At 72.2% G+C, this 14,379-nt stretch carries 10 protein-coding genes; 7 read left to right on the top strand and 3 right to left on the bottom strand.

Annotation, left to right across the window (positions count from 1 at the left end; translation table 11 throughout):
- Positions 1 to 178: 178 nt before the first annotated feature.
- The 6 genes from AB0G01_RS26275 to AB0G01_RS26300 are packed head-to-tail and all read left to right on the top strand — an operon-like array spanning position 179 to position 8,836.
- Positions 179 to 2,254 carry a hypothetical protein gene (locus tag AB0G01_RS26275; RefSeq protein WP_360950188.1) on the top strand — a complete coding sequence of 692 codons (2,076 nt, stop codon included), beginning with the start codon at positions 179 to 181 and terminating at the stop codon, positions 2,252 to 2,254.
- The gene (locus AB0G01_RS26280; protein ID WP_360950191.1) at positions 2,251 to 4,344 is read left to right on the top strand and encodes a hypothetical protein; all 2,094 of its coding nucleotides are present in this window, start codon (positions 2,251 to 2,253) and stop codon (positions 4,342 to 4,344) included. Before AB0G01_RS26275 ends, AB0G01_RS26280 begins: the two co-directional genes overlap by 4 nt.
- A complete protein-coding gene (pelF, locus tag AB0G01_RS26285; protein WP_360950194.1) occupies positions 4,341 to 5,801 on the top strand; it encodes a GT4 family glycosyltransferase PelF in 1,461 nt (486 codons plus the stop codon). Before AB0G01_RS26280 ends, pelF begins: the two co-directional genes overlap by 4 nt.
- Positions 5,798 to 7,159, top strand: a complete 1,362-nt coding sequence (locus tag AB0G01_RS26290; protein WP_360950197.1) for a hypothetical protein — start codon at positions 5,798 to 5,800, stop codon at positions 7,157 to 7,159. Before pelF ends, AB0G01_RS26290 begins: the two co-directional genes overlap by 4 nt.
- 16 nt (positions 7,160 to 7,175) lie before the next feature.
- Positions 7,176 to 7,919: a sugar phosphate nucleotidyltransferase gene (locus AB0G01_RS26295; protein WP_360950200.1), complete on the top strand. Its 744-nt coding sequence runs from the start codon at positions 7,176 to 7,178 to the stop codon at positions 7,917 to 7,919.
- Complete coding sequence (locus AB0G01_RS26300; RefSeq protein WP_360950203.1) at positions 7,916 to 8,836, top strand: NAD(P)-dependent oxidoreductase; 921 nt, start codon at positions 7,916 to 7,918, stop codon at positions 8,834 to 8,836. Before AB0G01_RS26295 ends, AB0G01_RS26300 begins: the two co-directional genes overlap by 4 nt.
- 52 nt (positions 8,837 to 8,888) lie before the next feature.
- On the opposite strand, the gene AB0G01_RS26305 is transcribed toward AB0G01_RS26300, so the two are convergent.
- The 3 genes from AB0G01_RS26305 to AB0G01_RS26315 are packed head-to-tail and all read right to left on the bottom strand — an operon-like array spanning position 8,889 to position 12,071.
- Positions 8,889 to 9,839, bottom strand: coding sequence for an NAD-dependent epimerase/dehydratase family protein (locus AB0G01_RS26305; protein WP_360950206.1), 951 nt, complete (start codon positions 9,837 to 9,839; stop codon positions 8,889 to 8,891).
- Complete coding sequence (locus tag AB0G01_RS26310) at positions 9,836 to 11,146, bottom strand: nucleotide sugar dehydrogenase (protein ID WP_360950209.1); 1,311 nt, start codon at positions 11,144 to 11,146, stop codon at positions 9,836 to 9,838. The genes AB0G01_RS26305 and AB0G01_RS26310 overlap by 4 nt, the downstream gene beginning before the upstream one ends.
- Positions 11,147 to 11,180: 34 nt before the next feature.
- Positions 11,181 to 12,071 (bottom strand): endo alpha-1,4 polygalactosaminidase, encoded by an 891-nt coding sequence (locus AB0G01_RS26315; RefSeq protein WP_360950212.1) that lies wholly within the window; start codon positions 12,069 to 12,071, stop codon positions 11,181 to 11,183.
- A gap of 837 nt (positions 12,072 to 12,908) precedes the next feature.
- Between AB0G01_RS26315 and AB0G01_RS26320 the strand changes: the two genes are divergently transcribed.
- Positions 12,909 to 14,357: a DHA2 family efflux MFS transporter permease subunit gene (locus AB0G01_RS26320; protein ID WP_360950215.1), complete on the top strand. Its 1,449-nt coding sequence runs from the start codon at positions 12,909 to 12,911 to the stop codon at positions 14,355 to 14,357.
- Positions 14,358 to 14,379 lie beyond the last annotated feature (22 nt).

Here is a 14,379-nt window from a genome sequence, read left to right on the forward strand (position 1 = left end):
AGTTGATCATAAAAGGTCGCCGGAGTACATCCGGTGTTGGCCCCCCACGCTGCGCGGGTTGGCCGGAGAAGATGGTCGAGTGGGTCCTCGTGACCTTCTGGCAAACCGCAACGGTGCGGGATTCCGTGCTACCTGAAAGGGTTATGCCTTGGTTTCGAATACTGTTGGTTCGAAGCGGGTGGGGCCATTTCTGGCGACGCTCGTCGTCTTGGCCGCCGGGCTGGTCCCGACCGCCGGGGTCGCGGTCGCGGCCGAAGGGCACCACCACCGGCACGGCCTCGTGCTCGGCGAGCCGGCGCGCCCGAAGCCGGCCCGTCCCACCCCCACCACCGAGCTGGACGGCCCGCTGCCCGCCGCCCACGCCCCGGCCCTCCTCCCCGCCGACAAGGTCGCGCTGCGCCCGCTGGTGATCGGCCTGGACGCCACCGACTTCGGGCTGCCCACCTGGAAGGCCGTGCTCGACCGGGCGGGTTCCCCCTACGACGTCCTGCTGGCCAGGTCCGAGCCGCTGACCGCCGCCCGGCTGGTCAACCCGGACGGCACCGGCCGCTACAACGCGATCCTGCTCACCGACAACGCCCTGCTGTACCCGGACGGGTCCTCCGGCAACTACCTCAGCGCGTTCGACACCACCGAGTGGCAGACCCTGTGGGGCTACGAGGCGGCCTTCCGGGTCCGCCAGGTCTCGCTGTTCACCTCCTGGGGCACGTTCCCGGAGGACTACTGCCTGCGCCCCGGCGTGGAGGGCGGCTCGGCGGAGAAGTTCACCGCCAAGCTGACCGGCGCGGGCGGCCGGGTGTTCGACTACCTCAAGTCGACCGCGACCGTCCCGATCACCGACTCCTACGTGTACCGCTCGACGCTGGCCCCGGGGTGCGCGGCGGAACCGCTGCTCAAGATCGGCGACTACGTCGTCGGCGTCACGAGCACGTCGACCGACGGGCGGGAGCGCGCCGCCCTGACCTTCACCTCGGACCAGTACCTGGCGCAGACCGACATCCTCGGCTACGGCCTGCTGCGCTGGGCGACCCGGGGCGTGCTGGTCGGCGAGTTCCGGCACTGGATCAACGTCGACGTCGACGACTGGTTCAACTCCACCGACCACCTCCACCCCGACGGGCGGCTGGAGACCGACCCCGGTTTCCGGATGAGCGGGACCGACGCCGCGTCCGCCGAGGCCCAGCAACGCTCGCTGCGCCGCGCACCGCTCGCCGCGGGCTTCACCCTCAACCTGCCCTACAACGCGAGCGGCATCGACGAGGAAGCTGCCTCGCGCTGCTCCAACTCCGACACGCCGGACGCGCTGACCAGCTACTCGCGCTGCCTGTCCCGCAACTTCCGCTGGCTCAACCACACGGTGAACCACCCGGAGCTCAACTTCACCGACTACCCGACCAGCCGCGCGGAGATCGCCGACAACCTCACCATCGGCCGCCGGATGGGTCTGACCACGCCGACCGACGTGCTCAAGACGCCCGCCTACTCGGGTCTGGGCGTGTACAACCCGGACCCCGACGCCCCGGACACCGACCCGCCGACGGACTTCGGCCTCACCAAGTCGAACAAGGCCATGCTCGACGCGGCGTTCGACGTGGGCGTGCGGTACCTGCACGGCAACATGTCCTTCCCCAGCCACGTCCCGACGTGCTTCAACTGCGGCGTCAAGCACCCGCTGCGCCCGGAGATCCTCGTCGTGCCGGACTGGCCGACCAACATCGGCTACCACACCACCGCGCCCGCCGAGCAGACGTTGTTCTACAACAGCTACTACGGGCCCAACGGCCGGTTCCCCTTCCACGACCACGACCTCACCTACGACGAGATGGTCGACTACGAGGCGGAAGTGGCGCTGCACCACGTGATGTCCGGTTCGGCCTACGCGCACACCCTGCACCAGGGCAACCTGCGGCAGCACACGTCCGGCCGCAGCCTGACCTTCGACTGGCTGAAGGTCGTGGTGGCCAAGTACAGCGAGCGCTACCAGGTGCCGCTGCGCAACCCGGACTGGCCGGCGCTGGCGAAGTACGTGAAGGCGCGCAACGACCACTTCGCCGAGCTCGGCGCGAAGCGGGACCCGGTGTGGAACAAGGCCGACAACACCATCACCTTCACCGCGGCCACCACCGGTTCGCTGTTCCTGACCGGCGCGACCGCGCCGTCGGGTGAGACCGACAGGTACGGCACGGACCACATCACCCGGGTACCGCTCACCGCGGGCGGTCGGGTCGTGGCCACGGCGGTCCCGCGCCGATGAGCCGATTACGGTCCGGTTCCGCTCCGCACGTACCGCTGCTGATGGTCGTCGCGCTGCTGATCGGCGCGATCACCCTGACGAGTCCGGCCATCGACGACGGTGCGGGCGGGGCGGAACCGGTGCCCGTACCGGTTCCCGTCGCCGTCAAGGAGGAGGTCCCGGTGCGGGTCGCGGACAGCGGTGTCGCGCGCCGGGGCGAACTGGTGGCGTTGCGGCAGCTCGTCATCGCCACCGGGCCCGCGGATTTCGGGCTGGACACCTGGCGTTCGGTGCTGGACCGCTTCGGCACGCCCTACGACGTGCTGTTCGCGGGCACCGAGCCGGTGACGGCCGAACGGCTGACCACCCCGGACGGCACCGGGCGGTACAACGCGATCCTGTTGACCAGCAACGCGTTGCTGCGCGCCGAGCCGAACGGCGAGTTCACGCCGGCGCTCGACGGCCCGCAGTGGAACGCCCTGTGGGACTACGAGCGGACCTACCGGGTCCGGCAGGTCGCGCTGAACACCGCACCGGGCACCTCCCCCGAGGACTCCTGCCTGCGCGCTCGCGGCGAGGTCACGGTGGAGGCGGACCCCGTGCCGCTCACCCGGACCGCCGTCGGGCGCGAGGTGTTCGACTACCTCAACCCCGACCTGCGCATCCCGCTCACCGGGTCCTACCTGTACCGGACCGGCGTGGCACCCGGCTGCGCCGCGCAACCCCTGCTGACCGCCGGGGACGACACGGTCGCGGTGCTCGTCCGCGCGCCGGACGGCCGGGAGCGGCTCGCGCTCACGTTCTCCACCGGCGTGGGCTCGGTGCCCGAACTGCTGCTGGGCCGGGGCCTGCTCCGCTGGGCGACCCGGGGCGTGCTGCTCGGCGAGCAGCGGCACTGGTTCTCGGTGGACGTCGACGACTGGTTCAACGTGACCATGCGGCGCTACCCGGACGGTCGCACCGGCCTGTACCGGCTCGACGGCCGCGACGCCGTGGCCGCCGCCGCCGGGCAGCGCGCGCTGGCCGAGAAGTTCCCGCAGGCGGCCGGTTTCAAGCTCAACCTGCCCTACAACGGGAGCCGCCTGGACGCCGGCGCGCCCGCGACGTGCGAGGACACCGGCAGCCCGGATTCGCTCAGCGGCTGCTCCCGCTCGCTGGTCGACGAGTTCCGGTGGATCAACCACACCGCGAACCACCCGCAGATGAACGACACCACCTACGCGGTCAACCGGGCCGAGATCGAGCGGAACCTGGAGTTCGCGGCGGCGGCCGGGCTCCCGGTGCCGCCGACCGTGCTCAAGACCCCGGAGTACTCCGGGCTGGGGGTCTACCACCCGGACCGGGCCGACGTGACGGGCCCGCCGACGGACTTCGGGCTCGGCGGGTCGAACCAGGCCCTGCTCGACGCCGCGCGCGACCTCGGCGTGCGCTACGTGCAGGGCAACATGTCCTTCGCCGGGCACCGCCCGTCCTGCTCCAACTGCGGCATCCCGCACCCGTTGCGCGCCGAGGTGTTCGTGGTGCCCGACTGGCCGACCTCGATCGCGTTCGAGGCGACCGACCCCGAGGAGCAGACGGCGCTGTTCAACGCCGCGTACGGCCGCGCGGGCACCGACCCGGAGCACGGCGACCGGGACCTGACCTACGAGGAGATCATCGAGACCGAGGCGGAGATCGCCGCCCTGCACCTGATGAACGGGTCGGTGTACGCGCACACCCTGCACCAGGGCAACGTGCGCGAGTACCGGCCCGGCCACAGCCTGACGTTCGACTGGGTGGAGGCGACGGTCGCGAAGTACGCGGCCCACTTCGCCCTGCCGCTGAAGAACCCCGACTGGCTGACGCTGGCCCGGTACGTGGAGGCGCGGACCGCGCACCACGCCGAGCTCGCCGCGCGGCACGACGCGGTGTGGAACCGGGTCGCGGGGACGGTCTCCTACACGCCCGCCAAGTCCGGCGCGCTGTTCGTGACCGGTCTGGAGACCAGGGCCGCGACCGAAGCCGACCAGAGCTCGGCCGACGAGGCGGAGACCTACGGTGCGGACACCGTCTCCCGGGTCGGGCTGACCGGCGGCGAGCGGGTCGTGCTGAAGACGAGACCCGCCGCATGACCACGTACCAGCTCCGGCCGCGCACCACGACGAGACACCTGCCGGACACCCGGACCCGCATCGCGCTCGTCGCGGAGGGCACCTACCCCTTCCACCCGGGCGGCGTGAGCCTGTGGTGCGACCAGCTCGTGCGCGGCATGCCCGAACACGCGTTCACCGTCGTCGCGCTGACCGTCGACGGCACCGAACGCCCGACCTGGTCCGCGCCGGCGAACCTGGTGGAGGTGGTGAGCCTGCCGCTGTGGGGGAGACGCCGGCGCCGCGGGCGCCGGAAACCGAAGGGCTTCGCCGAGATCCACGACGCGTTCCTGCGTTCCTTCATCCCGCACGCCGACACCACGGCGAAAGCGTTCCTGGCCGCGTTGCGCGCCATGTTCGACGCCGCGCGCTCGGCGGACGTCGGCCCGGCCCTGGTGTCGAACGAAGCCGTGTCCCGGATCGTCGACGTGACCGCCGAGGCGTACGGGGAACCGCTGCCGCTCCAGGACGCAGTCGTGGTGGCCGACCTGCTGGAGCACATGCTCCGGCCGCTGTTCCACCCGCCGATCAGGGTCGACGTGTGCCACCTCGCGATGAACGGGCTCAGCGCGCTGGTCGGCCTGGCGGCGAAGTGGGCCCACGGGACACCCATGCTCATGTCGGAGCACGGCGTCTACCTCCGGGAGCGCTACCTGGCCGCGGTGAAGGAGGAGATGCCGCAGCGGGTCAAGAAGATCCTGCTCGGCTTCCACCGCGCGTTGGCCGGCGCGGCCTACCTGAGCTGCGACATGCTCGCGCCGCACTCGGGCTACAACCGGCGGTGGCAGTTGCGCAACGGGGCCGACGAGGCGCGGATGCGGACCATGTACAACGGCATCGACCCGGAGGACTTCCCGCAGGCGGCGGGGGAACCGGACGTGCCGACCATCGTGTTCGTGGGCCGCATCGACCCGCTCAAGGACCTGCACACGCTGATCCGGGCGTTCCGGCTGGTCCGCGCCGAGGTGCCGGACGCCCGGCTGCGCATGTTCGGCCCGGTGACCGTCGCCAACGAGTCCTACCACGCGGGCTGCGTCCGCCTGGTCGAGGAGCTCGGGCTGACCGGCTCGGCGGTGTTCGAGGGCCGGGTGCCCAACCAGGTCGACGCCTACCACGCCGGTCACGTGGTGGCGCTGACCAGCATCTCGGAGGGGTTCCCGTTCTCGTTGGTGGAGGCGATGTCCACCGGCCGGCCGCCGGTCTGCACGAACGTCGGGGGAGTGCCGGAGGCGGTCGGGGACGCGGGTTTCGTCGTGCCGCCGCGCGACCACGAGGCGGTCGCCCGCGCCTGCGTCCGGCTGCTCGCCGACAGCGGCCTGCGGCGGCGGCTGGGCGACCTGGCGCGGCAACGCGTGCTGGAGCACTTCACCCTCCAGCGCTGGAACGACAGCTACCAGGCCCGGTACGCGGAACTGGTGCTCACCGGGGGGTCGGGATGACGCTGGACGACCTGGTCGGGAACATCCGGCCGCTGCTGCCCGACCCCGTGGACGAGCTCCAGGTGGCGGCGGTCCTGGAGAGCCAGGGGGTGACCGACGAGGGCGCGTCCGAGCAGTACGGGATGGCCGACGTGTTCGAGCTCGCCCAGCACGTCTACGCGCGGCTCACGCCGGTCCCGGACACCGCGCCGGAACCGCCCGCGCCGACCCGGCCGTGGTGGGCGGACGTGATGCACGGCCTGCTCTACCTGATGCCCAGCGCCGTCTACCCGGCGGTGTACGCCGTCCTCGGCGGGCCGGACATGCTGCGGGGCCTGGTCTTCGCCACGACCGCCGGGTGGGTGTGGGGCGCGGGCAGCAGTTGGGTGGCCCACCGGCTGACCGGCGCGGGCGCGGGCAAGCTGGCCGCGCGCACGCTGGTGCTGCTCGGCGGCGGCGGTTTCGCGCTGGCCCTCGCCGGGGCGCTGCTGATCCTGCGGTGGTACGGCGGCGGGGTCGAGCTGGTGCTGTTCGTGCTGGCGCAGACCGGTTTCCAGGTCGCCTCCGGCATCCTGCTGTTCCACCGCCGGGAACTCCGGCTGCTGGTGGCCATGCTGCCCGCCGCGCTGGCCGGGCTGATGCACCTGATCTCGGGCTACGCCGACGAGCTGGTGCCGCCGGTGCTGCTGGCCGGCGTGGTCTCGGTGTCGCTCGCGCTCACCGCCGCGTACCGGACGAGCCGGGTCTCCGGCCGCGATCCCGGCAAGGTCCCGCCGGCCCGCGTGCTGGCGCTCGGCGCGCTGCCCACCACGGTCTACGCGGCGCTGTGCGCGGCTTTCCTGCTGCACACCGACGTCCGGTACGTGATGGGCCCGGTCGACCTCGCGGTCGGCGTGACACCGCTGGTGGTCGGCATGGGCGCGGTCGAGTGGCGGGTGCACCGGCTGTTCGACCAGGCCGGCGGGCTGCTGCGGCGCTGCGCGTCACCCGCCCTGTTCGACCGGGCGATGTGGCGGCTGCTGCTGCGCGAGCTCGCCACCTGCCTGCTGGTGCTCGGCGGGCTGGCCCTGGTGCTGCTGGCCGCGCTGCGCTCCGGTGGCGCGCTGACCGTCCACGGCGCGTTGCTGATCGACGCGCACGTCGTGCTGGGCGGCGCGTTCTTCCTCGGTTTCGTGCTGATCCGCACCGGCGGCACCGGCTGGGCGACCGCCTGCCTGGCCCTCGTGCTGCCGGTGGACGTCGTGCTGGTGGAGGTCACCGCCGGCGGCCCGGCCCGGTACGGCGACGTGCCGGTGTTCCTGGGCTGCTGCGCGGCCTTGGCGATCCTCCTGCTCGCGGCGCTCCGCCGGAGCGTCGGGCAAGTACGGCACTACCGTTGACAGAAGGGAACCTCGAATGCACGCGGTGATACTCGCCGGTGGTCAGGGAGTGCGACTACGGCCCTACACCACGGCGTTGCCGAAGCCCTTGGTCCCGATCGGCGAGGAGTACGCGATCCTGGACATCATCCTGCAACAACTGCGCGCCCACTCGTTCGACCGCGTGACGCTCGCCATCGGCCACCTCGGGTCGCTGATCCGGGCGTTCGTGGGCGACGGCTCGCGCTGGGAGATCGAGGTCGACTACGCGGAGGAGGACAAACCGCTGTCCACGATCGGCCCGCTGCTCAACTTCCTGGACCGGCTGCCCGAGCAGTTCCTGGTGATGAACGGGGACGTGCTGACCGATCTCGACTACCTCGCGCTGCTCGCCCACCACATGTCCAGCGGAGCCCCGCTGACCGTGGCCACCTACCGGCGCAAGGTGAAGATCGACTTCGGCACGCTGGAGACCGAGCACGGCCGGATCGTCCACTTCGTGGAGAAGCCCGAGCTGTCCTACGGGGTCAGCATGGGCGTCTACGCGATGGCGCGCGAAACGCTGGAACCGTACCCGGCCGACGTCCCGTTCGGCTTGGACGACCTGGTGCTCGACCTGCTGGAGCGCGGCGAGGCCCCGGCCGCGTTCGAGTTCGGCGGCTACTGGCTCGACATCGGACGCCCGGACGACTACGACGAGGCCAACAGGTGCTTCGGGGAGGTGCGATCGGTGCTGCTGCCCGGCGCGCGGGACAAGACCCCGCTCGGAGCCGTGTCGTGACGGTGCGCAAGGTGCTGCTGTTCGGCGCGTCCGGGTACCTCGGGCGCGAAGTGGCCGCAGCCCTGACCTCCCACCCCGGCGGCGCGGCGGTCGTCAGGGTCGGGCGGTCGGCTCCGGACGCGGCGGGCTGGGTGCGCCACGACCTCGTCACCGGCGGCCCCGACGAGCTGGCCGACCTGTTGACCACCACCTCGCCGGACGTGGTGGTCAACTGTGCCGGTCGGCTCGACGGGACCCTCGCCGAACTCGTGGCGGCCAACGTCACGGCCACGGCGCGCCTGCTCGACGTCCTCCCGGTCGCGGCACCGGCCGCCCGGTTGGTCGTGCTCGGGTCGGCGGCGGAGTACGGCGTCGTGCCCGAGGGCGTGGCCGTCACCGAGGACATGCCCGCCAACCCGGTCGCGGCGTACGGCATCACCAAGCTGGCGGGTACGGCGCTCGTGCGCGCCGCCGTCGGCGCGGGACGGCTGGACGCCGTGGTGCTGCGGGTGTTCAACCCGATCGGCGCGGGACTGCCGGACGGGACCGTCCTGGGCCGGGCGGCCAGTGCCGTCCGGTCGGCGCTGGGCGTGCCCGGCCGGGAGATCCGGCTCGGCCCGCTCGGGGCCTACCGGGACTTCGTGGACGTGCGGGACGTCGCGGACGCGGTCGCCAAGGCCGCGCTGTCGGCGGTCCGGCCGGACCCGGTGCTCAACGTGGGCAGCGGGGTGGCCGTCCCGGTCCGGGAAGCGGTCGGCCTGCTCGCCGAGGCCGCCGGGTTCACCGGGCGGATCGTCGAGTCCGACCCGGTGCCCGCGCGATCCGGTGCGGTGGGCTGGATCGCGGCCGACCTCACCCGCGCCCGGCTGAGCCTGGACTGGTCGCCGCGACGGGATCTGCGGGCCTCGGTCCGCGACCTCTGGTCGTCGGCCGGCTGACGACCGCGAGCGGTTGGAACGGCTGCCACCGCCCGTTCCAACCGCCCGTGGCTCACCCCGCGTGCTCCTGGTACCACGCGAAGGTCCGACGGACGCCGTCCTCCAGGGACACCGCCGGCTCGAAGCCGGTCAGCTCCCGCAGCACCGCCAGGTCCGGGCACCTGCGGCGCACCGAGCCGTGCGGCGCGGGCACCCGGTCCGGCACCGGGTCGTGCCCGGCGATCTTGAGCACCAGCTCGGTCAGCTCGCCGATGTTGGTCTCGACCGAGTCGTTGCCGATGTGCACGATCCGGCCCACGGCCTCCTCCGACGCCATCAGCCGCACCATCGCCTCGACCGCGTCGTCCACGTGGCAGAACGCCCGGAACTGGTCGGAACCGTAGACCCGGAACGGGTCCTCGCGCCGGATCGCCCGCAGGCACAGCTCCGGGATCACGTGGTCCGCGCCCATCCGGGGGCCGTAGACGTTGTGGAACCGGCCCACCACCGCCGGGAAGCCCTTGGCCCGCGCGGTGTGCACCACCGCCGCCTCGCCCAGCATCTTGCTGATGCCGTAGGCGAAGCGCGGCGCGGTGACGTCCTCCACCAGCAGCGGCACGTCCTCCGGCGTGGGCACCGGCACGACGCCCCGGGTCACCCCGCCCGCGTACGCCTCGCTGGTGGAGGCGAAGAACAGCTTCTGGTGCGGTTCGAGCCACGCCAGCGTGTTGAGCACGGCCAGCGTGTTGACCCGGATCACCCGCTCCGGGTCGCGCTCGACGTTGCGCACGCCGACCACCGCCGCCAGCAGGTAGACGTGGTCGGCGTCGCGGGGCAGCTCGTCCAGCGCGGCCGGGTCGGTCAGGTCGGCCGAGAACACCGGCACGCCCAGCGCCGCCAGGTCCGGGTCGTCGCGACCGCGCGAGAAGTCGTCCACGATGCCGACCTGGTGGCCGTCGTCGAGCAGTCGGCGGGCCAGGTGCAGGCCGATGAAGCCCGCGCCGCCCAGGATCAGCGCCTTCACCGCGCGGCCCGCAGGTAGCCCAGGCCCGCGTAGCGGACGCCGTGCCCGGCCACCCGCTCGCCGTCCAGCACCCGCCACGAGTCGTAGACCAGCCGCACGTTCGAGCCCGGCAGCACCGCGTCCACGTCCAGCTCGCGGTACTCGGGGTGGTCGGTGATCACCAGCACCGCGTCGGCCGCGGTGAACCCGTCGTGCAGGTCGACCGGCTCACCGCCGTGCGCCCGGATGACCTCCGGGCCCACCAGCGGGTCGTGGCCGATCACCCGCACGCCGGCGGCCGTGAACGCCGGCATCATCGACGCGATCGGCGTGCCGCGCATGTCGTCGGTGGGGGGCCAGCCCTTGTAGGCCCAGCCGAGCACCAGCAGCGTCTTGCCGCGGGGCTCTTCGAGCAGCTCGACGACCCGGTCCGCGACGTGCACCGGTGTGTCCTCGTTGACCTGCCGCGCCGCCTGGATGAGCGGCGGGACGTAGCCCGCGTCCGCCCCGGCGGACAGCAGGATGTACGGGTCCTTGGACAGGCAGCCGCCGCCGACGTAGCCGGGCTTGGCGATGTCGGGCCGCGGGTAGTCCAGGTTGGTCGCCCGGATGACCTCCAGCGGGTCCAGCCCGAACCGCTCGGCCAGCCTGGCCACCTCGTTGCCGAACGAGTAGATGACGTCGGTGTGGCAGTTGTTGGTCAGCTTGACCAGCTCGGCGGTCTCCAGGTCCGACACCGGCACGACCTGGCTCGCCAGCCCGCCGAACAGCGCGACGCCCAGCGCCAGGCTGTCCTCGTCCAACCCGCCCACGACCTGCGGCAGCTCGACCAGCTCCCGCAGCGCCTGGCCCTGGATCGTGCGCTCCGGTGCCATCACCAGGCGCGCCGAGCCCCACGCGTCGACCAGGCGCGGCAGCACCACCGACCGGGTCGCGCCGACCGGGACCGTGCTGCGCACCACCACCAGCGTCTCCGGCGAGCACCGCTTGGCGATGTGCTCGGCGGCGGCGGCCAGGTTGTCCAGGTACGGCCGGTGCCCGGCCTGCTCCACCGGTGTGGAGACGCAGATGACCGCCGCGTCCACGCCGTTGTCGGGCAGCTCCGGGGACAGGAAGATGCGCTTGCCGACCCACTCGCCGAAGACCTCCTCGACGCCCGGTTCGAAGATGTGCGGGCGTCCCCGGGCCAGCGAGTCCAGCACCGCGGCCTGGCTGTCGACGCCGTGCACCTCGTACCCGCGCCGGGCCATCGCGGCGGCCAGGGTGAGGCCGACGTAGCCCATTCCGACTATCCCGATCCGCCGCGGTTCGCGCGACCCGTTCGTCACATTCGGCTCCTTGCCTGGTCGGTTCTCTCCACGGTCACCGGCACGGCGTGCTGATCCGGTCCAGCGCGCGCACCGTGACGTATCCCTCGAACCCCTCTTCGCGGTACCGCCGGCAGGCTGTCGCGACGTTGTGCGGATTCGTCGCGTAGTCCACCGCCAGCACCGTCTTGCCGGCCTCGCGCAGCGCGCGGGTGGCGGCCAGGTTCGTGTCGCAGTAGTCCGCCGAACAGGGTTTGTCGGTGGCCTGGAAGAACAGCTCCTCGACCCCGATGCCGTCGACCGCGGCGAGGTAGCCCGGGTACTCGCGCAGCTCCGGCGAGTTCTGCGGGAACACCCGGAACGCGGGGTCGGGGCGCTTGGCGTACTCGCTGATCCGGGCGATCAGGTCGACCATGCGGCGGGCGAGCTCCGGCCGGTCGAGACCGCCGACCAGGTCGAGGTCGATCTCCTCGTACGCCAGGGGTGTGTCGAGGTAGACGCCGTCGAACCCGGCGTCGAGCGCGCGGTCCAGCCGGGGCCGGACGGCCAGGGTCCACCAGCTCGGCTCCCAGTAGCGGACGAAGTGCTCACCGGGCCAGTCGGCCCACTCGTTGAGCAGCAGCCCGGCCCGGTCGGCGGCCACCGCGGCGAAGTCCGGCCGGAACGACTCGATCGAGCCGATTTCGAAGTAGGCGAGCACCGTTTTCCCGGACCGCCGCAGCCGGGCGATCTCGTCGGCCGCGAAGTAGCCGTGCCCGGCGTCCCGCGCCAAGTCGACCACGACGAACCGCGAGGAGGTGTCGGCCAATGTGTCCAGCCGCCCGTCGGAGTAATTCTGGAGCTGGTAGACGAGTCCGCCGTCCGCCCGCGCCGGGGGATCGGGTGAATTGCGGTTCTCCGGAGTCGTCGAAACGCATCCGGCACCGGCCAGCAGTGCGGTGAGCACCACGACGAGAGTGGGTAGAGAAAGGCGGTCCGCCACTCCGAACACCATACCGGCGCGCGTTGTCCGGGCAATGCGCCGTTGAGGTTAGAAAAGGGCCTGCCGATGACCTCTCAGGCGGAATATTCGGGTCGAGGGGGATTGCGCGGGCGACGCCGTCAGGGCCGGCGGCGGCTCGGTGATCTCCGCGCCGGTTCGGGTCGGCGTCGCCCGGTCCGGCCGAGGTGTTCGCGCGGTGCGCGGAGTCCAGGGCCGGGGGGCCGGGGGGCCGGTGCGATGCCGATGTCCGGAATGGCGTCGACGGGATCGTCCGGCGACGCGGGGCGGGGATCGGCCGGCGGGCGGGTGGCCGAAAAGGCAATGCGCGTCAAGGTATCGGCGATATTCGCACCATCGGGTAGTGCCACACCGCGTGGCACCCCGTCCCGGTGCGACCGATGACGGCCCGGCGGGGTGCGGAGGTACACCAGGTGAACCTCCGCCGGCATTTTGTCGCTGTGGACGGTCCACGGCGGAGTCACGGCGGGCGGTCGCCCGGTGCGGAACGCCGGGAATTGTCCGGTGGGGACGGTGGCCGCTGTCCGCCGCAGTCGGCGGCTCATTCCGCTGCTCGGCGCATCGCGGCTGGTGGAACCCCCGCCGGGCACCCCGGGACGCCGGGCCGGCGCACCGCGCGGGGCACTGTCGCGCGGGGCCGGTTCAGGCGCGTTCGCGCCCGGCGTGAAATGGGCCTCCACAGCGGATAACAAGGTGGATCGCGCCCGTCGCGCGGGTAGGGTGGGGACGTTCAGGGCGTTGTAGTCCTTGCCTCGCGCCCGTTTTTCCTCTGGGGGATTTCGCATGACTTCCGCAGGTGTGGCCGACGCCGTGTCGTCGCCGCCCGCACTCGGCCGCGGTGACCGCACCGTGATCGCCGTGCTGCTCGTCGCCACGTTCGTCGTCGTCCTCAACGAGACGATCATGGGCGTCGCGCTCCCGGTCCTGCTGACCGAACTGGACGTCACCGCGGCGGTCGGGCAGTGGCTCACCGCCGGGTTCCTGCTCACCATGTCCGTGGTCATCCCGATCACCGGCTACCTGATCCAGCGCGTGCCCACGCGGGTGCTCTACGGCGTCGCGATGAGCCTGTTCAGCACGGGCACCCTGATCGCCGCGCTGGCCCCGGGCTTCGTGGTGCTGCTCGCCGGTCGCGTCGTGCAGGCGTGCGGCACCGCGATCATGCTCCCGCTGCTGATGACGACGGTGATGACGCTCGTGCCGGCGGCCCGGCGCGGTGCCCTGATGGGCAACATCTCGATCGTGATCTCGGTCGCGCCCGCCATCGGCCCGACGGTCTCCGGCGTGGTGCTCGACCTGTTCGGCTGGCGGGCGATGTTCTGGGTGGTGCTGCCGATCTCGGTGGCGACGCTGGTCCTGGGCCTGCGCCGGGTGACCCGGGTCGGGGAGACCCGCGACACGCCGCTCGACGTCGTGTCCGTGGTGCTCTCGGTGATCGGCTTCGGCGGCCTGGTCTACGGGCTGTCCGGCATCGGCCACGCCGGCGGTTCCTCGTCGGTCACCACGTGGGGCTCGCTCGCGGCCGGTGTGCTGGGCATCGGGCTGTTCGTGTTCCGCCAGATCTCCTTGCAGCGCCACGAACGCGCGCTGCTGGACCTGCGGACGTTCGGCTTCCGCACGTTCACGCTGAGCAGTGGCCTGATGATGGTGATGATGGCGCTGCTGCTGGGCGTGGCCACCATCCTGCCGATCTACCTGCAGAACGTGCTGAAGCTCGAACCGCTGGCCACCGGCCTCCTGCTGCTGCCGGGCGGTCTGCTGATGGGGCTGCTGTCGCCGGTGGTCGGCCGGCTCTACGACCGGGTGGGGCCGCGCCTGCTGCTGGTCGTCGGCACCGTGGCGACCAGCGGGTCGCTGTGGTTCGCCGCCACGTTCGACGCGTCGACGCCGACCGCCCAGGTCCTGGTGTTCCACCTGGCGTTGAGCCTGGGCCTGGCGTTCTCCTTCACGCCGCTGTTCTCCTCCGGCCTGGGCGCGCTGCCCGCCCGGCTCTACTCGCACGGCAGCGCGATCTTCAGCACCACCCAGCAGTTGGCCGCCGCAGCGGGCGTGGCGCTGCTGGTGAGCGTGATGAGCGCCCGCACGGCGGCGTTGGCGGAGGCCGGCGGGCCGGGCACCGCTGCCGACATGGGCGGCATGCACACGGCGTTCCTGATGGCCGCGATCCTGTCGCTGGTGACCGTGGTCGGCGCGTTCGCCATCGGCAAGGGCAAGGCCGTGAGCCCGGAGTGACCGGTCGGCGGCGGTGACGGCC

This window comes from Actinosynnema sp. NPDC023587 (assembly GCF_040640215.1).
Lineage (GTDB): Bacteria > Actinomycetota > Actinomycetes > Mycobacteriales > Pseudonocardiaceae > Actinosynnema.

Coding starts and splice junctions, on each gene's coding strand:
- AB0G01_RS26295 (WP_360950200.1), top strand. CDS start 7,176: ATGCACGCGGTGATACTCGCCGGTGGTCAGGGAGTGCGACTACGGCCC.
- pelF (WP_360950194.1), top strand. CDS start 4,341: ATGACCACGTACCAGCTCCGGCCGCGCACCACGACGAGACACCTGCCG.
- AB0G01_RS26280 (WP_360950191.1), top strand. CDS start 2,251: ATGAGCCGATTACGGTCCGGTTCCGCTCCGCACGTACCGCTGCTGATG.
- AB0G01_RS26320 (WP_360950215.1), top strand. CDS start 12,909: ATGACTTCCGCAGGTGTGGCCGACGCCGTGTCGTCGCCGCCCGCACTC.
- AB0G01_RS26290 (WP_360950197.1), top strand. CDS start 5,798: ATGACGCTGGACGACCTGGTCGGGAACATCCGGCCGCTGCTGCCCGAC.